This is a genomic window from Cupriavidus sp. IDO (genome assembly GCF_000812465.1).
Lineage (GTDB): Bacteria > Pseudomonadota > Gammaproteobacteria > Burkholderiales > Burkholderiaceae > Cupriavidus.
Genome location: NZ_JWMA01000044.1, coordinates 227,340 through 246,515, shown reverse-complemented (window position 1 = coordinate 246,515; position 19,176 = coordinate 227,340). Strand labels below are relative to the sequence as shown.

The window sequence follows — 19,176 nt, the reverse complement described above, 5'->3', positions numbered from 1 at the left end:
CGTATCACATACGGCGGGAGCGAGGTGCTGCGCAATCCGCACGACGTCGGGCGGCACAAGCATTTGCGATGCGCACAGCCAACGGCCGCGCCGGCCATGAGGCGCGGCGCGGGTGAGGCGCATCAGGGCAGGTTGCGGCCCGGCGGCAGGGCCATCGGCGAGGTCACCGGCGAGCTGACCGGGCTGGTGGCCGCCCCCGAGGTGGTGGCGTCCGCAGGCGCCCCGGACGGACCGCCCACGCCCGGCACGGACTGCACCGGCGCCGGCGTGCCGACCGTGCCGTCAGGCTGCGGGTTCTGCGAGGTGGAAGCCTGGTCCAGGCGCGCGCGCTCGGTGTCGCTGACATAGTCGAAGGCCTTGACCACCTTGGTCACGCCGCTGGTATTGCGCGCCACCTCGGTGGCGCGGTCGCCTTCGGCAGTGGTGACGATGCCCAGCAAGTAGACCACGCTCTTCTCGGTGGTGACCTTGATCGAGTTGGAAGGCACGCCCTCGGCCGTCACCAGCTGGGCCTTGACCTTGCTGGTCAGGTAGGCGTCCTGGCTCTGCGTCATGAATGACGGCGAATTGACAATCTCCAGCTCGTTGATCACCACGCGCGCGTTAGGCAGGCCGCGCACGTACTGGTCGACCTGCTGCTTGACGTTGTCGTTGCTGGCCTCGCCGGTCAGCAGCACCTTGCGGTTGAACACCGTCACGCTGACGCGCGCCTGGCCGTTGTAGCGCGAGCTGAGGGTGCTGTCCGCTTCCAGCTGCAGGCCGCGATCGACAGTCTGCGTGGCGGTCGGGCGGCGGTCGGTAGCCATGGTCACGCCGCCGGCGACCGCGCCGGCCATCACGGGGAAGCAGCCGGTCAGTTGCGTGGCCGACACCAGCAGCGCCGCTGCGGTCAGCGCGGTGCGGGTGATGCGGGAAACCCGGCGCGTGCCGCCGGTGCGGGAATCGTGCGAGAGGGTCAGGTTCGTCATGCGGTCCTTGCTGTGTCTATAGCTGCTGAATGGGTCAGGCTTCTCCCAGCAATGCCTCGTCGATGCCATCGCACAGGCAATGCAGGGTAAGCAGGTGGACTTCCTGGATGCGCGCCGTGCGGTCGCTCGGCACGCAAAGGTGAATGTCGAATTCGTCGAGCATGGCGCCGATCTTGCCGCCGCCCTTGCCGGTCAGCGCGATTACGCTCATGTCGCGCTGGCGCGCGGCGCCGATGGCCGCGAGCACGTTGGCCGAGTTGCCCGAGGTGGACAGCGCCAGCAGGATGTCGCCGGGCTGGCCGAGCGCCTCGACCTGCTTGGAAAACACCATGCTGAAGTCATAGTCGTTGCCGATCGCGGTCAGGATAGAGCTGTCCGTGGTCAGCGCAATCGCCGCCAGGCCCGGACGGTCGCGCTCGAAGCGCCCGACCAGCTCGGCGGCAAAGTGCTGGGCGTCGGCGGCCGAGCCGCCGTTCCCGCAGGCGAGGATCTTGTTGCCGCTGGTCAGTGCGCCCACCATGCGCTCCACGGCGGCGTCGATGTACGGCGCCATCACGGCCGCGGCCTGGCGCTTGGTTTCCGCACTGTCTAGAAAATGCTGCTGGATACTTTCGATACTCATGGCTCTGTTGGCCTTTGCTGTTCCTGCCTGGGTTCTGTCGCGGCAATGGCCGCAGTACTGCGCATTATGAACCAGCCGCGGCCGCGTCAAGGCCGAAGGCATCGCGCAGCCACTCAAGCCTGCCCGGCTCCATCGCCACCACGTCGAAGCGGCACGGCGGCGTGTGCGCCAGCGTGGCCAGGTAGTGCGACGCCGCCAGCAACAGGCGCCGCTGCTTGGCCGGGGTCACGCTCGCGGCCGCGCCGCCGAAGCCCCGTCCGCTGCGCTGGCGGACCTCGACGAAAACCACCGTGCCATCGGGCGCACGCATCACCAGGTCGATCTCGCCGCCTTTGCAGCGATAATTGCGAACCACGGCCACCAGGCCCTGGCGCTGCAGATGGGCCAGCGCACGGTCCTCGGCCTGCGCCCCGCGCGTCTGCGTGGTGGTTTTGAATGATCGAATCAACGGAAGTTCTCAAGCATGAGTGACTGGATCTCGCTGGCAGCCGGCCAGTCCTACCCGCCCGGCACGCTGTATGTGGTGGCGACCCCGATCGGCAATGTGGCGGACCTGTCGCTGCGCGCGCTGCATGTGCTCGGCCTGGCCGATGCCATTGCCTGCGAGGACACGCGCAATACCGGCCAGCTGCTGTCGCGCGTCGGCCTGCAGCGCCCGCTGGTGGCAGTGCACGAGCACAACGAGCGCGAAGCCGCCAGGCGCATCGTGACGCGCCTGGCCGCCGGCGAGCGCATTGCCTACGTGTCGGACGCCGGTACACCGGGCATTTCCGATCCTGGCGCCCGGCTGGTGGAAGCAGTCCGCGCCGCCGGGCTGGCGGTGGTGCCGCTGCCGGGCCCGAGCGCGGCAGTGGCGGCGCTGTCCGTGGCCGGCGAGATGCTCGATGCCGGCGAGGGAAGGTTCACCTTCATCGGGTTCCTGCCGAACAAGCCCAAGGCGCGCACCGAGGCCATCGCCGCACTGGCCGGCCTGGACCACGCCTGGGTGTTGTACGAAGCCCCGCACCGCATCGCCGATACCCTGGCGGCACTGGCCGCGGGCCTGCCCGCCGCACGCCGCCTGCTGGTCGGGCGCGAGCTGACCAAGCTGTTCGAGGAAACCCCGGTCATGACCGTGGCGGAGGGTCCGGCCTGGCTGGCGGCCGAGCCGACGCGCGCAAAGGGAGAATTCGTACTGGTGGTCGAAGGTGCCGGCAAGGCGGTGGCCGACGCCGATGCCCCGGACGCCGAGGCGCAGCGCGTGCTGTCGCTGCTGTTGGCCGAGCTGCCGGCCAAGCGCGCCGCCAAGCTGGCTGCCGCGATCACCGGCGCCGGCACGGATGCGCTTTACCGGCTCGCGCTGGCGCAGCGGGCCGACGACTGAGCCAGCCCCGGCGGAGATTCGGAATTCTGAGGGGAAAGGAAACGGGAAGGTGTCAGCGCGCGGCGGCATTCGTCGGCGCTGGCGAGGTCAGCGGCGCTTGCGCTTGACCGCCGGCTTGTGCGGCCTGGCCGCCGGCGCCAGCGAGTTGGCGAGTTCCGGCACGGACGCGTCGTCGTCGCCAGTCCCGTCACCGGCCTCATTGCCGCCCGCGTCCATCTGCGGGCCCAGCGCTGCGACCTCGGTGCGCGACAGGCGCCGGATCTCTACCTGGGTGGCGCCGTGGTCGACAAACCCGAGCCGGCGCGCGGCGCCGTACGAGACATCGAGTACGCGGTTGCCGTGGTACGGGCCGCGGTCATTGATGCGCAGCACCGCCACCTTGTTGTTGCGCAGGTTGCGCACCAGCACCCAGCTGTCGAGCGGTAGCGATGGATGGGCCGCGGTCATCCCGCGCATGTCGAAGCGCTCGCCGTTGGCGGTCTTGCGCCCGTGGAAGCCCTTGCCGTACCAGGACGCCATGCCACGCTGCTCAAACGTACCCACGTCTGCACGCAGGCCATCCAGCGAACGCCCGCTCAGGCTTTCGCTCTGCTCGTAGCCGAACAGGTTCCAGCTGCCGGCATCCGACTTCGCAGCCTTGTCGGACTTGTCCATCTTGCTGGTCTTCGCGGACTTGGTCGGCACCGCGCCGGACGTCCCCGACGTTGCCGTGCCATCGCCCTCGGGAGGCGTCGCACAGGCGGCCAGCACCAGGGCGCATGCGGTGCATGTGCCGAGCTTTGCCAGCTGCTGCCAGCGCGAGGAGATTATGGTCGTCCAGGACATCCGCGCGAGTCTATCATCGACATGATTCAGCTATAGCATTGATTTTGTTACGAAATATGTGCGATCTCGCACCAATGGACCGTCAATTCCGCGGAATCCACCAGCTGGCGCGGGATTCAGCCGATCGGAACCACTTTGCACAGACGTGCCTTATCGAGCATATTCAAACAGTCGAACGAGCCGTTGAGCCCGCCGGCGGTACAATGCGAGGCACCCTCCGCGCCATGGCCGGCACCCTCGCAAACGCCTGGCCGGACTGCGCGCGGACCACGAAAAAAACCCATGAAAGTCCTGCTTATTCCCGTCACGCCCTTCCAGCAGAATTGCTCGCTGCTGATCGATGAAAGCACCGGCCGTGCCGCCGTCTGCGACCCGGGCGGCGACCTGGACCGCATCCTGGCCGCCGTGAAAGAGGAAGGCGTCACGCTCGAAAAAATCTTCCTGACCCACGGGCACGTCGATCACTGCGCTGGCGCAGCATCACTCTCGCGCCAGCTCGGCATTCCGATCGAGGGCCCGCAGCAGGACGAACGCTTCTGGATCGAGCAGTTGCCGGAGCAGACCCGCCGCTTCGGCTTTGGCCAGGCCGAGGCGTTCGAGCCCGATCGCTGGCTGGACGACGGCGATACCGTGCAGTTCGGCAATGAAACGCTGGAGGTCTACCATTGCCCCGGCCATACGCCCGGACACGTGGTGTTCTTTTCGCGCGGCAACCGGCTGGCGATGGTGGGCGACGTGCTGTTCGCGGGCTCGATCGGGCGCACCGACTTCCCGCGCGGCAACCACGCGGACCTGATCCGCTCGATCCGCACACAGCTGTGGCCGCTGGGCGAGGACGTGACCTTCATCCCCGGCCACGGCCCGGTCTCGACCTTCGGCGAGGAACGCCGCAACAACCCGTTCGTGGCCGACCACCTGATCGACGTGGCCTGATCCGGCCCGGCGATCGCCAGACGACATGGCCAAGCGACAGGCTCCCGATACCCGGCCGGAAATCTACGTCAGCACCGATGTCGAGGCCGACGGCCCGATTCCGGGCCCGCACTCGATGCTCTCGTTCGCGTCCGCGGCGATGCTGCCCGACAAGACGGTGGTCGGCACCTTCTCGGCCAACCTGGAAACCCTGCCCGGCGCCGCTGGCCATCCCGTGCAGATGCAGTGGTGGGAAACCCAGCCCGAGGCCTGGACCGCCTGCCGGCGCGACCTGCAGCGCCCCGAGGACGCCATGGTCCGCTACGTGGAATGGGTGGAAAGCCTGCCGGGCAAGCCGGTCTTCGTGGCCTTTCCGGCGGGGTTCGATTTCACCTGGATGTTCTGGTACATGATGCGCTTTGCCGGGCGATCGCCGTTCGGCTGGGCGGCGCTGGACATCAAGACGCTGGGCTTTGCCCTGACCGGGCTGCCCTACCGGAAGGCGGTCAAGCCGGCGTTCCCGGCCGAGTGGAAAGACCCGCTGCCGCATACGCATGTGGCGCTGGACGATGCGCTGGAGCAAGGCGCGCTGTTCTGCAATATGCTGGCCGCGCTGCGAGAGAAGGATGCGGCACTGGCCGTGGCAAAGACTCCTGACGCTAGCGAGCCCTCACCTCCGTCTGATCCGTCCTGAATCGGCCATTTGCACGGGTAAGAATGTCTCGCCCAAGGCTCGCATCTCGCGCCAGTCCGCCTATAGTGAAGATGTATATGGCGGCACCGGGCGAAGCCAGGCTCTTGCAGATTCGGGGCACTCGTGCAGCAGCGCCATATGCATCCGTGTACCACGTTGCCCGGCCTGCGCGGCTCCGGCCGAGGAGGTGTCGATCATGCGTTTTCCTTCCGACTTGCACTTCAGGGGACTTGCCGGGCGGATGCACTGGCCGCATCCCTCCAGGGACACTACGCCAATCGCGCACCGTCACACCTCCGATGAAGACGCCGAGGTCGCCAAGGCCACGCTCTATGTGAGCACGGTGACGCTGGTGGTTCTACTGGTGGTGCTTGCCGCCATCGCTTTCGGTCAGGAGGCCATGCACTGGCTGGGTGTTCATTAGACGACTCGCCTGAAGCTATCCAGTCTGTCTGACCGGGCCGGCCCCCACATCGCGTGCGGGCCGGTTTTATTTGGATGGAGGCAGCTTCAAAATGATTCTGGCGTCGTTGCGCGGCCTTGCCGTACCACTACTGTCTGCGGCCGCGCGTCTAGCCAGAACCGCTTCGCTTCATGTTGAAGCAGCCTCCAGGGCGCATTGCCATCCATGGGAAAGAATGCCGCCGCTCAGGCCAGAAGCGGCGCGACGTTCTCCGGCGGCCGGCCGATGGCGGCCCGGCGGTTGCGCACCACGACGGGGCGCTGCAGCAGGATGGGGTTATCCACCACCGCCGCAAGCAGCTCGGCATCGGTCAGGCCGGGATCGGCCAGGTCGAGTTCCTTGTAGGGCGCCTCGTTGTCGCGCAGCATTTCCCGGACCGGCACGCCCAGCATGGTGTGGAGCTGGCGCAGCGTCGACAGGGACGGCGGCGTCTTCAGGTATTCCACGATCTCAACCGGTTCGCCTAGCCGCGCCGCAGCGGCTTCGACCAGGGCAAGCGTCTCGCGCGACTTGGAGCAGCGGGGGTTGTGGTAGATGGTGATCATGGTGCGTCCTTCCGAGGCAGGTTCGGTTGCTGATGACATGGCACTAAGCCGGTGCAAATATTTCCGCACTATATACAAGACGATAGGGCCAGCGCACGGTAACGTATGCGTTTTGTGCCCGGCACGTATCCTGCATCGCAGAAGTCCGATGCAAACACCTGCCCAGGCCTGTCCACAGCCCGTTTCCAGATGACCGCCGCAACTGCTTCCGCCATGCCGGCACCTGCTGCCACCCGCAAGTCCTTCCAGATCCGCGACGCCCGACCCGGCGACGTGCCCGCCATCCAGGCCATTTACGTCCACCATGTCCTGCACGGCCGTGCCTCGTTCGAGGAAGTACCGCCATCGGTCGACGACATGCACGTGCGCTTTGCCGAAGTCCTGCGCAAGGGCCTGCCGTACATCGTCGCCGAGCGCGACGGCGAAGTACTGGGCTATGCCTATGCGTCCTCGTACCGGGCCCGCAGCGCCTATCGGTTTGCCATCGAGGATTCGATCTATATCGACCACCGCCGCGTCGGCGAAGGCCTGGGCCAGGCCCTGCTGGCCGAGCTGATTGCGCGCTGCGAGACCGGGCCCTGGCGCCAGATGGTGGCCGTGGTGGCCTGCACCGCCAGCGGCGAAGGCGCCGGATCGCTGGCTGTCCATGAGCGGCTGGGTTTCCGCACCATCGGACGGCTGGAGGCGGTGGGGTTCAAGCACGGCCAGTGGATTGATACGGTGCTGATGCAGCGGCCTTTGGGGGTGGGGGCGCAAACTCTCCCGGAGTAGGCGGCCAGACAAAAAAGGCCCGCGGCATAGCCGCGGGCCCTCTCTCATTTCCAGCGCCGCTTCCCGGCGGCCCGTCGTTACTTCATCAGATCCGACAGCGCCAGCGCCACCACCTTGGTTGCGCGGTTCAGGTCGTTCAGGCGCAGGTTCTCGTCCGAGTTGTGGCCGCGGGCTTCCATCAGCGTGCGCGGGCCGGCGCCGTACAGCACGGTCGGGATGCCGCGCTTGGTGTAGTGGCGGGCGTCCGTGTACAGCGGCACGCCCTGCACCGGGACCTCCACGCCGAACACCGACTCAGCACGGGTCTTGAGTGCGCCGATCAGCTTTTCCACGCCCGGCAGTTCCGACAGCGGCTCGGCCAGGATGATGCGCTCGACCTTCACTTCGATGCCCGGGCGGTCCTTGGCGGCCTTCTCGACCACGGCGCGGATCTCGCCTTCGGCATCAAAGCCGATTTCCTCGGGGATCATGCGGCGGTCGACGCGGAAGGTCACCAGGTCCGGCACCACATTGGTATTGATGCCGCCCTTGATCAGGCCGACGTTCAGCGTGGCGGTGTCGATGCCAGGCACCTTCGACTTGCGCGTGGCCAGCTCGGCACGCAGGCCGTAGATGGCTTGCAGGATGTGGGTGGCGGCCTCGATGGCGTCCACGCCGGTGTGCGGCATGGCGGCGTGGCCCTGCTTGCCCTTGACGGTGACTTCAACGTGCAAGCAGCCGTTGTGCGAGGACGTGATGCCGTACGAGAAGCCGGCCGAGATGGCGTAGTCGGCCTTGCTCAGGTTGTTGTCGAGCAGGAACTTGGGACCGATGTCGCCGCCGGTTTCCTCGTCATAGGTGAACTGCAGTTCCACTGCGCCGTTGATCCTGGCGCCCTGCTTTTCGGCTTCCATCAATGCCAGCACGGCGTAGGTGTAGGTAGCGAAGTCCGACTTGGATACCGCCACGCCGCGGCCGTACATGACCGGGCCGTGCTCGCTGTCGGCAATCTCGCCGCCGTACGGGTCCTTGGTCCAGCCCAGGCCCGGAGGCACCACGTCGCCGTGGGCGTTCATGGCGATGGTCGGACCGCCCGTGCCGAATTGCTTGCGCACCACCAGGTTGGTGGCGCTGACCATGCCGGCTGCCTTCACTTGCGCGTCAGGCACCTTGTGCGCTTCCACCGCGAAGCCCAGACCTTCGAGCAGTTCCCTGGCGCGCTTGCCGTGAGCATCGCAGTCGCCTGCGGGATTGTCCGACGGCACCTTGACCAGTTCAGCCAGGAAGGCTTCCTGTTGCGGGCGGTGCTGGTCGATGAACTGGGTCAGCGTGGTTTCGATGGGGTTCATGTTGTCTCGTGCGGTCATGAATTGTTCTCGTAACTACTCAGGAGGGTTCGGGTGGGGTTCCGGCGGTGCGCGGCTTACTGCTGCAGCCGGAAGTGCTCGACGAAATCGCTGAACACGCTGGCGGACAGGGCGGCGTCCCCGGCGGTCATGGTTTCGGTGGGATGGTGGCTGATGCCGCCATTGCCGCATCGCACAAACAGCATGGCGACGTCGGCGATCGCGGCAATGGCCATGGCGTCGTGCCCGGCGCCGGAGGGCAGGTGGCGCACCGGCACGCCCTGGCGGGCGATGGCGGCGGCCCATTGCTCTTGCAGCCACGGGGCGCAGGGGACGCTCGTTGCCTCGTGGGTCTTGCGGATCTGCGGGCGCACATTGCGGCGCGCGCAGACGCGCTCGATCTCGGCCAGCACGTCATTGACGGCGGCCTCGCGCTCGGCATCGATGCCGGCGCGGATATCGATGGAGAACACGGCCCGGCCCGGCACCACGTTGGCAGCGCCATTGGGCACGTTGAACTGGCCGACGGTGCCGACCAGGCCCGGCTTGCCGCCGCAGCGCTTCTCGATATACAGGCCGATCTCGGCGCCGGCCATGGCGGCATCGCGGCGCATGTCCATCGGCACCGTGCCGGCATGGCCGGCCAGGCCTTCGAGTTCAACGATAAAGCGGGTGGCGCCCGAGATGGCTGTCACCACGCCGACCGGCAGGTTTTCATTGAGCAGGACCGGGCCTTGCTCGATATGGACTTCGACAAAGGCCAGCACCTTGCTGCGGTCATGTTTGGCAGCGGGCAAGGCGGCGGCGTCGAAGCCGGCCTCGCGCATCACTTCGCGCATGGTCTTGCCGGAGTCGTCGACGTTGTCGAGCACATTGGTGTCGAAGGTGCCGGCGATGGCGCGGCTGCCCAGCAGCGTGGCCTTGAAGCGCACACCCTCTTCTTCCGCGAAGCCGACCACCTCGATCGCAAACGGGAAGCGCTTGCCCTGGCGGTTCCACTCCGCCACGCAGGCAATCGGCAGGATCACGCCGAGGTTGCCGTCATAGCGGCCGCCATCGCGCACGGTGTCGAAGTGCGAGCCAGTCAGCAGCGCGGGCGCGTCGGGCGAGGTGCCTTCGTAGCGGCCGATCACGTTGCCGGCGGCATCGCGCCGTACCGTCATCCCGGCCTGCTGCATCCATTCGGCCAGCAACGCGGCGGCGCCATGATGAGCCTCGGTCAGGTAGGTACGGGTGAGCATGCCGGGCTGCTCAGTATGGACGGCCAGGGCGTCGGCCCAGCCCATGATGCGCGTGCCTGCCTCTGCGGACGGCGACAAGTTTGCTGCCATGCGTGTCTCCTGCTGGAAGTGCGTGAATGCGACGGCGGCACTGCTGGCGGTCCTTGCCAGTGCGGGATAACCCGGGGCCGAAGCTCTATTCTGTGCGATTCATGTTAGCACAGTGAATTCAAAAATTGCATACAAAAATGATATGCACTATATTCGCTTCCACGTACAGACAATCTGCCTCGGACAATCCGGTCCGGACAGCGGATTGCGTGGATTCCGTCCCAACAGGGGGGCTCTCCGCGAAGCGGCGTGCTTCCGACCGGAGGCCGCGCACTGAGCGTCAGGCCGGCAGCCCACAGCCAGTAGAGAACATGGGGCCCCGCCGGTAATTCCTGAATCAAATCGGGCTTGCCAGACAGTCTGGACCTGCCCGGCACGGAGACAACAATGCAGCACGCAGTTCCCTCGCAGCCCCGCCCCGGCGCTCGCCTGCACACCCGCTTCACCCGCTCCCTGTTCGGTCAGGTGCTGATCGCCCTGGTGATTGGCACGCTACTTGGCCTGTTCTTCCCCGAATTTGCCGCCAAGCTCAAGCCGCTGGGCGACGCCTTCATCAAGCTGGTCAAGATGCTGATCGGCCCCATCGTCTTCTGCGTGGTGGTTGCCGGCATCTGTGGCGCTGGCGAGCTGAAGAAGGTCGGCCGCGTGGGCCTCAAGGCGGTGGTGTACTTCGAGATCGTCACCACCATCGCGCTGGCGCTGGGCATCCTGCTCGCGTACGTGTTTCATCCGGGTACCGGCATGAATGTGGATCCGCGCTCGCTCGATGCCTCGGCCATCGCCGGCTATATCGAGAATGCCACCAAGGTGAAGAGTTCGGGCACGGCCGACTTCCTGCTCAAGCTGATCCCCAACACGATCATGGGCGCATTCGCCAGCGGCGACGTGCTCCAGGTGTTGCTGGTCTCGGTCCTGTTCGGCTGCGCGCTGTCGCTGGTGGGTGAGCCGGCACAGCCGCTGGTCAGGCTGATCGACAACTTCTCGCACACCATGTTCAAGATGATGGGCTTCATCATCAAGCTGGCGCCGATCGGCGTGCTGGGCGCGGTGGCGTTCACGGTGGGTAAGTACGGGATCGGCTCGCTCAAGCAGCTCGGCTTCCTGGTCGTGCTGTTCTATGGCGCGGTGACCCTGTTCGTGCTGGTGGTGCTTGGCACCATCATGCGGGTGTGCGGCTTTTCGGTGATCAAGCTGATCCGCTACCTGCGCGCGGAGCTGCTGGTGGTGCTGGGCACGGCCTCTTCCGACAGCGTGCTGCCGCAGGTGATGAAGAAGCTCGAGTTCATGGGCATCAAGAAGTCCGTAGTGGGCCTAGTGATCCCGACCGGCTACTCGTTCAACCTTGACGCCTTCTCGATCTACCTGACGCTGGCGGCCGTGTTCATCGCCCAGGCAACCAACACCCCGCTGTCGCTGCCGGACCTGCTCGGCATCCTGGCGGTGGCGCTGGTCACGTCCAAGGGCGCGCACGGCATTCCCGGTTCAGCCATCGTGATCCTGGCGGCTACGCTGTCGGCGCACCCGGCCATTCCCGCCATCGGGCTGGTGCTGGTGCTGTCGGTGGACTGGTTCATCGGCATCGCGCGCGCGCTGGGCAACCTGATCGGCAACTGCGTGGCGACTGTGGTGGTGGCGGCCTGGGAAAAAGACATCGACCGGGAGCGTGCCCACAACGTGCTGAACGGCACGCTGGCGGCCACCGACCTGGATGAAGGCCTGGCGGCCATGGCTGCCGACAGCGAAACGGCTATTTCGCCGGCAACGCTGCCCGGCCCGGTCGCGGGACGCTAGAATTCGGCATCTCCCCTACCGCGCAGCCTCTGCGCAAGTGCGCTGCCATGCCCGAGCATATCGATCCTGACATGACCGCCGAAGCGATCGCCGAAGACATCGTCGCGGCAATCGTTTCGCACCGCCTGCCTCCCGGCACCAAGCTGCGGGAGGAGGCGCTGGCCAGCGTCTATCGCGTCAGCCGCACCAAAGTGCGCGCCGCGCTGCTGATGCTGTCCAAGGACAAGGTCATCCAGATCGTGCCGGACAAGGGCGCCTTCGTCGCCAAGCCCAGCGCGGAAGAGGCGCGTGAAGTCTTCGCCGTGCGCCGCATCCTGGAAGCGGCCCTGGCGCGCGAGTTCGTCGCCAGGGCCACGGCGGCCGACTACAAGCGCATCGACAAGCATCTGTCTTCCGAGCGCAAGGCCCTGGGCGGCGTCGATGCCCAGGTGCGCACGCGCCTACTGGGTGACTTCCATATCGTGCTGGCCGAGGTGGTCGGCAACGGCGTGCTGACCGAGATGATGCGCGAGCTGTCGGCGCGCAGCGCGGTCATCACCATGCTCTACCAGTCCCGCCGCGATGCGGCGTGCTCCTCCGACGAGCACCGCGAATTCATCGAAGCGGCCCGTGCCGGCGATGTCGAACGCGCCGTGACGCTGATGGTGGACCACCTGAGCCACGTCGAAGCCGCGCTGCATTTCGAGGAAAGCCCGCCAGCCTCCCGCGGCAAGGACCTGGTCACCGCGCTGCTGGCGTGAGCGCTTGATATGAGTCAAAGCAGACACTGACGCTCCGGCGCAATATCGACCCCGCCATGAAGACGCGGGGGCGCACTTCATGAGCACTCTGCCTCCGAGGTTCCTCTCCCGGACGGCCGCCCGCACACTGCAATGGTGTGCGGGCTCTTCTTTTGGTTATTCGCCGATTTGTGGGGTTGGGGTATTGGAGGGGCCGCTGCTGGTGCGCCTCAGGTTGGTGGCTGCGGTTTGGCGCTGTCGTAGGTCGACGGCCCCGTTTCGCCCTGCCGGGCGAGTTACTTTCTGACGGGCCGCCAGAAAGTAACCAAAGAGCGCCTGCTTGCCCGCCGGGCGGGAGTCTTATCGTAGTCTGCCTGCGTTTTTGTACGGTACGGGTATACGCTTCAGGGCATAGCTACGATGCCTGCCGCGTTGGGACGAGACGGCGCGAGGCATTGATAGGCCGTCCTCCCGACCTCGTGAGAGGGGAGTGGTACGCGGCTTGAGGTCCGTCCGTCTGCGCAGCGACATCGCGCACCACCGTCGTGATCCAGAACCTCTTGCCGCAGGCACGCCGTTCGATCACTGAGCCACTCCGCTCTCACGAGGTCGGGAGGACAGCGCTGTTCCCGGCGTTGCCCTTGGCGATCTGCGCGGCAGGCAGTCCAGCTATGCGCTGAAGCAAATACCCGTACAAAAACCGTAGCTCACTACGATAAGACTCCCGCCCGGCGGGCAAGAAAGCGCTTTTTGCTTCCTTTTTGGCGCAGTCAAAAAGGGAGTCGCCGGCTACGCCGGCGAAACAGCAGAGCATCCAAGAACCCAGTCCCGCGATCCGGCGGCGAACCTTTCATTTATTGGGGCAGCCTCCGCGCCAGGCCCCGTCATTGTTTCCTGGTCAGCCGGCCGCCATTGCCCCGCCTGCAGGTGATCGAATCCCGGCTTCGGAGTAGCATGGCGGAGGCCCGAGCCAGAGGCCCGCCGCGCAGCGCGCGCGAGCACCAGAAAAGACAACGGACTGGAGACAACATGCACTTTCCCGCCCTGCCAGCGCGGCCACCCGCAAAGACGCCTGCACGCCATCGCGCTGCAACTGCGTAGCCGCTCGCTCCCGATTCCGCCGTTCCAGATCCTGACTGTCGCGCCCTGCCCGGCAGGCGCGGCTGCTTCGCATTCACCGACCCCGAGAGGTATCCCATGTCCAGTGCTTTCCGCGCCGATGCGCTTGCCGGCAAGAACGTGTTCATCGCCGGTGCTTCGTCCGGCATCAATCTTGGCATTGCGCAGGGCTTTGCCCGCGCCGGCGCGAAGCTGGCGCTGATCAGCCGCACCCCCGAGCGCATCGCCGCTGCGGCGGCCACCATCACCGGCGCCGGCGGCACCGCCATCGGCATCGCCGCCGACGTGCGCGATTACGCTGCCGTCGAGGCCGCCATCCGCCAGGCGCACGATACGCTGGGCCCGCTCGACGTCGTCATCTCCGGCGCCGCCGGTAACTTCCTGGCGCCGGTGGTGGGCATGTCGGCCAACGGCTTCAAGACAGTCGTCGACATCGACCTGATCGGCACCTTCAACGTGTTCCGCGCATCGTTCGATCACCTGAACACGCCGGGCGCGTCGCTGATCGCGATTACCGCGCCGCAGGCCGTCAACGCGATGATGTTCCAGGCCCATGCCTGCGCGGCCAAGGCCGGTATCAACATGCTCATCAAGTGCCTGGCGATGGAATGGGGGCCGGCTGGCGTGCGCGTCAATGGCATCTCGCCCGGTCCGATCGCCGACACCGAAGGCATGGCCCGCCTGGCCCCCACCCCCGAGGTGGAGGCGCGCTACAAGGCACGCCTGGCGCTGCGCGACTACGGCACCAAGGACGACATCGCCGACTCGGCCCTCTTCCTGTGCTCCGACAACGCGCGCTACATCACTGGCACCATTCTCGACTGCGACGGCGGCAGCAAGCTGGGCGACGCCTCGGCCAACGCGCTGAAGACCACCTGATCCCTCCCATACGACTCAACAAACCGACCCTTGACGGAGACCTGACCATGACATCACCCGTGCTCTACCACGCCAGCGAAGGCGTCGCGACCATCACCCTGAACCGGCCCGAGGTGCTCAACGCGCTCAACGCCGAGCTCCTGAGCGAATTGCGCGCCGCCGTCGAGCGCGCAGCGCAGGATGACGCCGTGCGTGCCGCGGTGCTCACCGGCGCCGGCCGCGGCTTCTCCTCGGGCGCGGACCTGGCCGCGCGCCAGACTGGCAATGGCGGGCTTTCCGACTCGGGCACGTTGCTGCGCGAGCGCTATCACCCGATCATCCTGGCGCTGCGCGCGATGCCCAAGCCGGTCATCACCGCGGTCAACGGCGTTGCCGCCGGTGCTGGCATGAGCTTCGCGCTGGCCGGCGATGTCGTGCTGGCCGCCCGATCGGCTACTTTCCTGCAGGCCTTCTCGAAGATCGGCCTTGTTCCCGATGCCGGCAGCACCTACTTCGTCCCGCGCTATGCAGGCGAAATGCGCGCGCGCGCGCTGGCCATCCTGGCCGAGAAGCTCGATGCCGAGGAAGCGCAGCGCATCGGACTGGTGTGGAAGGTCCACGCGGATGACGCGCTGATGAGCGAAGCCGGCAAGCTTGCCCATCACCTGGCGACCATGCCCACCGCCGCCTACGGCATGATCAAGGAAGCGCTCAACGCGACCTTCGACAATGACCTGCCGGCCCAGCTCGAGGTGGAAGCGACGCTGCAGTCGAAGGCGTGCCGCAGCGAGGATTTCCGCGAGGGCGTTGCCGCGTTCGTGGAGAAGCGCAAGCCGCAATTCAGGGGCCGCTAAGCCCTGTCGTGCCGTATGCAGCAAATCCGGTGCGCATGCACCGGAGCATTCAGGAACAACAAACAAGGGAGACGCATCATGCTGGGCCTCATGCAAGACCGTCCGTTGTTGATTTCTTCGCTGATCGAGTACGCCGCGGCCTACCACCCGCAACAGGAGATCATCTCCCGCACGGTCGAAGGCGGCACCGTGCGCAGCAACTATGAGCAGGTGCACCGGCGCGCCAGGCGCGTCGCCAATGCGCTGGCCGCGCTGGGCGTGCAGCCCGGCGACCGCGTCGGCACGCTGGCATGGAACACGCACCGGCACCTGGAGCTGTACTTCGGCGTGTCGGGCGCCGGCGTGGTGCTGCATACGGTCAATCCACGGCTCTTCCCGGAGCAGATCGACTACATCGTCAACCATGCCGAAGACAGCGTGCTGTGCTTCGACACCACCTTTGCTCCGCTGGTTGCGAAGCTGGCGCCGCAACTCACTAGCGTGCGCCACTACGTTGCGCTGACCGACCGCGAGCACATGGCCGCGCTCGCCGGGCTGGGCATCCCCAACCTGCTCTGCTACGAGGATCTGCTGGCAAACGCCAGCGAGGACTACGCGTGGCCGCAGTTCGACGAACGCACCGCATCGTCGCTGTGCTACACCTCGGGGACCACCGGCAATCCCAAGGGCGTGCTCTATTCGCACCGCTCGACCGTGCTGCACAGCCTCAAGGCAAGTGCGGCCGATACCTTCGGCGTGAATCCCGAGAGCTGCATCCTGATGATCGTGCCGCTGTTCCATGCCAATGCATGGGGCCTGCCCTACGCGTGCACCATGAACGGCGCCAAGATGGTCCTGCCCGCGCAGCACCTGGACGGCGAAAGCGTGTACCGGCTGCTGCGCGACGAACACGTGACGTATTCCACTGCTGTGCCGACGGTGTGGCTGATGCTGTTCCAGTACCTCGACGCGCATCCCGAAATCGACCCGGGCCAGCTCGACCTGCGCGTCGCCGGCGTCGGCGGCTCGGCGGCACCCGCGGCCATGATCCGGCGCTTCGCACAGCAGTTCGGCGCGCAGCTGGTGCAGGGCTGGGGCATGACAGAGACCAGCCCGATCGGTGTCATCAACACGCTGCTCCCGCGCCATGCAACGCTGAGCGAGGAGGAGCAGCTCAAGATCAGGCTCAAGCAGGGCCGCGCGCTATGGGGCGTGGACCTGCGCATCGAGGACGATGAAGGCAACGCGCTGCCGCACGACGGCAAGGCCTTTGGCCGGCTGAAGGTGCGCGGTCCGTGGATTGCATCGGGCTACTTCAGGGTGGACCACGACGCGCTCGATGCCAACGGCTGGTTCGATACCGGCGACGTGGCCAACATCGATCCCGAAGGCTACGTGCAGCTGGTGGACCGCGCCAAGGACGTGATCAAGTCTGGCGGCGAATGGATTTCGTCGATTGACCTGGAGAACGCGACGATGGGTCACCCGGCCGTTGCCGAAGCCGCCGTGATCGGCGTGCCGCACCCCAAGTGGCAGGAACGGCCGTTGCTGGTCGTGGTGAAGCGGCCGGGCCAGGAGGTCAGCGCGGCGGGGCTGCTGAATTTCCTGGCCGGCAAGGTGGTGCGCTGGTGGGTGCCGGACGACGTGGTGTTCGTCGATGCGCTGCCGCATACCGCTACCGGCAAGCTGCTGAAGGTGAAGCTGAGGGAACAGTTTCGCGACTACGAATTGCCGACTGTGAAAGACGAATGGACGGCGTAGTGAATGACATGCGCTCTTCTCCCATGTGGGAGAGGCGCGCAGCTTGGTGGAACAAGAGACAAGGAGCACCGCATGACCGACAGCAGCACCCAACGCATCACCCTGACCATCGAAGACGGCGTGGCCGAAGTCCGGCTCAACCGCCCCGACAAGATGAACGCGCTCGACCCCGCGATGTTCGATGCGCTGATCGCCACCGGCCAACAGCTGGCACAGGTCGCTGACCTGCGTGCCGTGGTGCTGTCGGGCGAAGGGCGCGCCTTCTGTGCGGGGCTCGATATGGAAAGCATGTCGGGCATGCTCGGCTCTGGTGGCGGCGAAGGCGATTCTGGCATCGGGGCGGGCCGCCTTGCTGCGCGCACCAATGGCATCTCGAACCGCCCGCAGTACGCGTGCATGGTCTGGCGCGAGCTGGCCGTTCCCGTGTTCGCGGCCGTGCACGGCGTGGCCTTTGGCGGCGGACTGCAGGTAGCACTCGGCGCCGACGTGCGCTACGTGACGGCCGATACCAGGCTCTCTGTCATGGAAATCAAATGGGGGCTGGTGCCCGATATGGCAGGCATGGTGCTGACGCGCGGACTGGTGCGGCCGGACCTGTTGCGCGAACTGATCTACACCGGCCGCATTGTCACGGGCGCCGAGGCCTGCGAACTGGGGCTCGCCACTCGCGTGGTGGAAGATCCGCGCGCTGCCGCGCTCGAAGCTGCGCGTCAGGTGGCGCAGAAGAATCCGGATGCGATCCGCGCCGCCAAGCGGCTGATGCAGGTCGTGGAAGACAGCGGCAACGCTGCCGTGCTGCTGGCCGAGTCCGTGGAGCAGGACAAGCTGATCGGCTCGTCCAATCAGCGCGAAGCGGTGCGCGCCAACCTGGAAAAGCGCGCGCCGCGTTTCGAGCCAGTGCGCCACTAAGCCGGATCAGCGTCGTCGCGCGCTGGCGCGGCGACGCCACCAGATCGCGTAGATCAGCACATTGACGATCAGCACGACCGTACCCAGCAATAGCTGGATGCCGGGCGTGAGGCCTGCGGGGTAGATCACCGGCAGCAGGTAGCGTTCGACAAAACCGCCGCCATAACCTGCGTGCCCTGCCTCGCGGCGCAGCGCGTTTTCCAGCGGCGTGAGCGGGCAGATCCATCCGGCCCACTCCACTACCACGCCCCATGCCGCTGCCGGGAGGTGCACCCATGCCAGCCGTGGCCAGCGGAACAGCAGCAGCGCGCCAGCGACCACAAACAGGATAAAGAGGAAGTGCACGACGACGACGGAGTCGGCAAGCCATGCAGTCGTCGCCATGTTCGTTACCCCGGACTCAGTCCCCGCCTGCCAGCCAGTAGCCGGGGCGCGCGAACTGCGCCTTCAGGTGCTCGATGAAAAAGCGGATCTTGGCTGGCACCGGCCGCTGCTGGGGGTACACCGCGAGGATGTCGTAGTCAGGCAGCGCGTACTCGTCCAGCACCGTGATCAGCTCGCCGCTCTCAAGCTGCGGCAGGATTTCCCAGGTCGAGCGCCAGCCCAGCCCCAGGCCCTCGCCGGTCCAGCGGTGCAGTAGTTCGCCGTCGTTGCAGTCGAGGTTGCCATTGACCCGCACCGTCACCGTCTTGCCGTTCTGGCTGAAGTACCAGCCGCGCTGCTGACCGCCCTGCAGGTTGAAGGCCAGGCAGTTGTGATGCTCGAGGTCTTCCAGCGTCTGTGGCACGCCGTATTTGGCAAAGTACGCCGGCGTACCGCACACGACACGCTTGTTGGTCGCCAGCTTGATCGCGACAAAGTTCGGATCGATGGCGCCGCCGATGCGGATGCCGACGTCATAGCCCTCGCGCACCAGGTCCACCACGCGGTCGGTCAGGTTGAAGGAAATCTGCACTTCCGGGTTGGCCGCCAGGAAGGCCGGCGCGTGCGGCGCCACGTGCTTGCGCCCGAATGCCGCCGGCGCCGACACGATCAGGTGGCCGGTGGCCTTGTGCTTGCCTTCGGCGATCAGCATCTCGGCACGGTCGAGGTCGGCCAGTGCCTTCTTGCACTGCTCCATGAAGGCTGCGCCCTGCTCCGTCACCACGATGCGGCGCGTCGAGCGGTGCAGCAGCTTGACGCCGATGCGGGCTTCCAGCGCGTTGATGCGGCGGCCGATCATTACCGGTGTGACGTTCTGCGTCAGCGCCGCGGCGGCCATGCTGCCGTGTTCCACGACGGCGATAAAGGCTTCGATCTGTTTGAGTTTGTCCATATGGTGTTGCGTCTCCTGGCCGCCATTGTGCGGCATCGGCGGCGCTCTGGCA

General features: G+C 66.4%; 20 protein-coding genes. 11 read left to right on the top strand and 9 right to left on the bottom strand.

Annotated elements, in window-relative coordinates:
- Positions 1-122: 122 nt before the first annotated feature.
- The 3 genes from RM96_RS15515 to RM96_RS15505 form a co-directional block, all read right to left on the bottom strand.
- Positions 123-968 (bottom strand): BON domain-containing protein, encoded by an 846-nt coding sequence (locus RM96_RS15515; protein WP_039011780.1) that lies wholly within the window; start codon positions 966-968, stop codon positions 123-125.
- A gap of 34 nt (positions 969-1,002) precedes the next feature.
- Complete coding sequence (locus tag RM96_RS15510) at positions 1,003-1,590, bottom strand: phosphoheptose isomerase (RefSeq protein WP_039011778.1); 588 nt, start codon at positions 1,588-1,590, stop codon at positions 1,003-1,005.
- 64 nt (positions 1,591-1,654) lie between these two features.
- Positions 1,655-2,038 carry a YraN family protein gene (locus RM96_RS15505; protein ID WP_039011777.1) on the bottom strand — a complete coding sequence of 128 codons (384 nt, stop codon included), beginning with the start codon at positions 2,036-2,038 and terminating at the stop codon, positions 1,655-1,657.
- 15 nt (positions 2,039-2,053) lie between these two features.
- Here RM96_RS15505 and rsmI point away from each other — a divergent pair, with 15 nt between their 5' ends.
- The gene (gene rsmI, locus RM96_RS15500) at positions 2,054-2,953 is read left to right on the top strand and encodes a 16S rRNA (cytidine(1402)-2'-O)-methyltransferase (RefSeq protein ID WP_039011775.1); all 900 of its coding nucleotides are present in this window, start codon (positions 2,054-2,056) and stop codon (positions 2,951-2,953) included.
- A gap of 87 nt (positions 2,954-3,040) precedes the next feature.
- Here rsmI and RM96_RS15495 read toward each other — a convergent pair whose 3' ends face one another.
- Positions 3,041-3,778, bottom strand: a complete 738-nt coding sequence (locus tag RM96_RS15495) for a septal ring lytic transglycosylase RlpA family protein (protein WP_082016558.1) — start codon at positions 3,776-3,778, stop codon at positions 3,041-3,043.
- 282 nt (positions 3,779-4,060) lie between these two features.
- Between RM96_RS15495 and RM96_RS15490 the strand changes: the two genes are divergently transcribed.
- The 3 genes from RM96_RS15490 (at position 4,061) to RM96_RS15480 (ending at position 5,808) form a co-directional block, all read left to right on the top strand.
- The gene (locus tag RM96_RS15490) at positions 4,061-4,711 is read left to right on the top strand and encodes an MBL fold metallo-hydrolase (protein ID WP_039011773.1); all 651 of its coding nucleotides are present in this window, start codon (positions 4,061-4,063) and stop codon (positions 4,709-4,711) included.
- A 25-nt stretch (positions 4,712-4,736) separates the two neighbouring features.
- Positions 4,737-5,384 carry a hypothetical protein gene (locus RM96_RS15485; protein WP_039011772.1) on the top strand — a complete coding sequence of 216 codons (648 nt, stop codon included), beginning with the start codon at positions 4,737-4,739 and terminating at the stop codon, positions 5,382-5,384.
- Between the two features lie 196 nt (positions 5,385-5,580).
- Positions 5,581-5,808 carry a hypothetical protein gene (locus tag RM96_RS15480; protein ID WP_039011769.1) on the top strand — a complete coding sequence of 76 codons (228 nt, stop codon included), beginning with the start codon at positions 5,581-5,583 and terminating at the stop codon, positions 5,806-5,808.
- A 224-nt stretch (positions 5,809-6,032) separates the two neighbouring features.
- Here the strand turns inward: RM96_RS15480 and arsC are convergent, their stop codons facing one another.
- The gene (gene arsC / locus RM96_RS15475) at positions 6,033-6,392 is read right to left on the bottom strand and encodes an arsenate reductase (glutaredoxin) (RefSeq protein ID WP_039011895.1); all 360 of its coding nucleotides are present in this window, start codon (positions 6,390-6,392) and stop codon (positions 6,033-6,035) included.
- 189 nt (positions 6,393-6,581) lie between these two features.
- Between arsC and RM96_RS15470 the strand changes: the two genes are divergently transcribed.
- Positions 6,582-7,163 (top strand): GNAT family N-acetyltransferase, encoded by a 582-nt coding sequence (locus RM96_RS15470; RefSeq protein WP_039011768.1) that lies wholly within the window; start codon positions 6,582-6,584, stop codon positions 7,161-7,163.
- 77 nt (positions 7,164-7,240) lie between these two features.
- On the opposite strand, the gene RM96_RS15465 is transcribed toward RM96_RS15470, so the two are convergent.
- Together RM96_RS15465 and RM96_RS15460 are read right to left on the bottom strand one after the other, a co-directional pair.
- Positions 7,241-8,509 (bottom strand): M20/M25/M40 family metallo-hydrolase, encoded by a 1,269-nt coding sequence (locus RM96_RS15465; protein ID WP_039011767.1) that lies wholly within the window; start codon positions 8,507-8,509, stop codon positions 7,241-7,243.
- A gap of 56 nt (positions 8,510-8,565) precedes the next feature.
- Complete coding sequence (locus tag RM96_RS15460) at positions 8,566-9,819, bottom strand: allantoate amidohydrolase (RefSeq protein ID WP_039011765.1); 1,254 nt, start codon at positions 9,817-9,819, stop codon at positions 8,566-8,568.
- Between the two features lie 387 nt (positions 9,820-10,206).
- On the opposite strand from RM96_RS15460, the gene RM96_RS15455 reads away from it, so the two are divergent.
- From RM96_RS15455 to RM96_RS15425, 6 genes are all read left to right on the top strand, one after another.
- The gene (locus tag RM96_RS15455) at positions 10,207-11,610 is read left to right on the top strand and encodes a C4-dicarboxylate transporter DctA (RefSeq protein ID WP_039011764.1); all 1,404 of its coding nucleotides are present in this window, start codon (positions 10,207-10,209) and stop codon (positions 11,608-11,610) included.
- A 47-nt stretch (positions 11,611-11,657) separates the two neighbouring features.
- Positions 11,658-12,350, top strand: coding sequence for a GntR family transcriptional regulator (locus RM96_RS15450; RefSeq protein WP_039011762.1), 693 nt, complete (start codon positions 11,658-11,660; stop codon positions 12,348-12,350).
- 1,176 nt (positions 12,351-13,526) lie between these two features.
- Positions 13,527-14,327 (top strand): SDR family oxidoreductase, encoded by an 801-nt coding sequence (locus RM96_RS15440; protein WP_039011759.1) that lies wholly within the window; start codon positions 13,527-13,529, stop codon positions 14,325-14,327.
- A gap of 47 nt (positions 14,328-14,374) precedes the next feature.
- The gene (locus tag RM96_RS15435; RefSeq protein ID WP_039011758.1) at positions 14,375-15,160 is read left to right on the top strand and encodes an enoyl-CoA hydratase-related protein; all 786 of its coding nucleotides are present in this window, start codon (positions 14,375-14,377) and stop codon (positions 15,158-15,160) included.
- A 78-nt stretch (positions 15,161-15,238) separates the two neighbouring features.
- Positions 15,239-16,900 (top strand): long-chain-fatty-acid--CoA ligase, encoded by a 1,662-nt coding sequence (locus tag RM96_RS15430; RefSeq protein ID WP_039011757.1) that lies wholly within the window; start codon positions 15,239-15,241, stop codon positions 16,898-16,900.
- 72 nt (positions 16,901-16,972) lie between these two features.
- A complete protein-coding gene (locus RM96_RS15425) occupies positions 16,973-17,809 on the top strand; it encodes a crotonase/enoyl-CoA hydratase family protein (protein WP_039011756.1) in 837 nt (278 codons plus the stop codon).
- Between the two features lie 6 nt (positions 17,810-17,815).
- On the opposite strand, the gene RM96_RS15420 is transcribed toward RM96_RS15425, so the two are convergent.
- Both RM96_RS15420 and RM96_RS15415 read right to left on the bottom strand, forming a co-directional pair.
- Positions 17,816-18,193, bottom strand: coding sequence for a DUF2784 domain-containing protein (locus RM96_RS15420; protein ID WP_039011755.1), 378 nt, complete (start codon positions 18,191-18,193; stop codon positions 17,816-17,818).
- A gap of 16 nt (positions 18,194-18,209) precedes the next feature.
- The gene (locus tag RM96_RS15415) at positions 18,210-19,124 is read right to left on the bottom strand and encodes a LysR family transcriptional regulator (RefSeq protein ID WP_039011754.1); all 915 of its coding nucleotides are present in this window, start codon (positions 19,122-19,124) and stop codon (positions 18,210-18,212) included.
- Between the last annotated feature and the right edge of the window lie 52 nt (positions 19,125-19,176).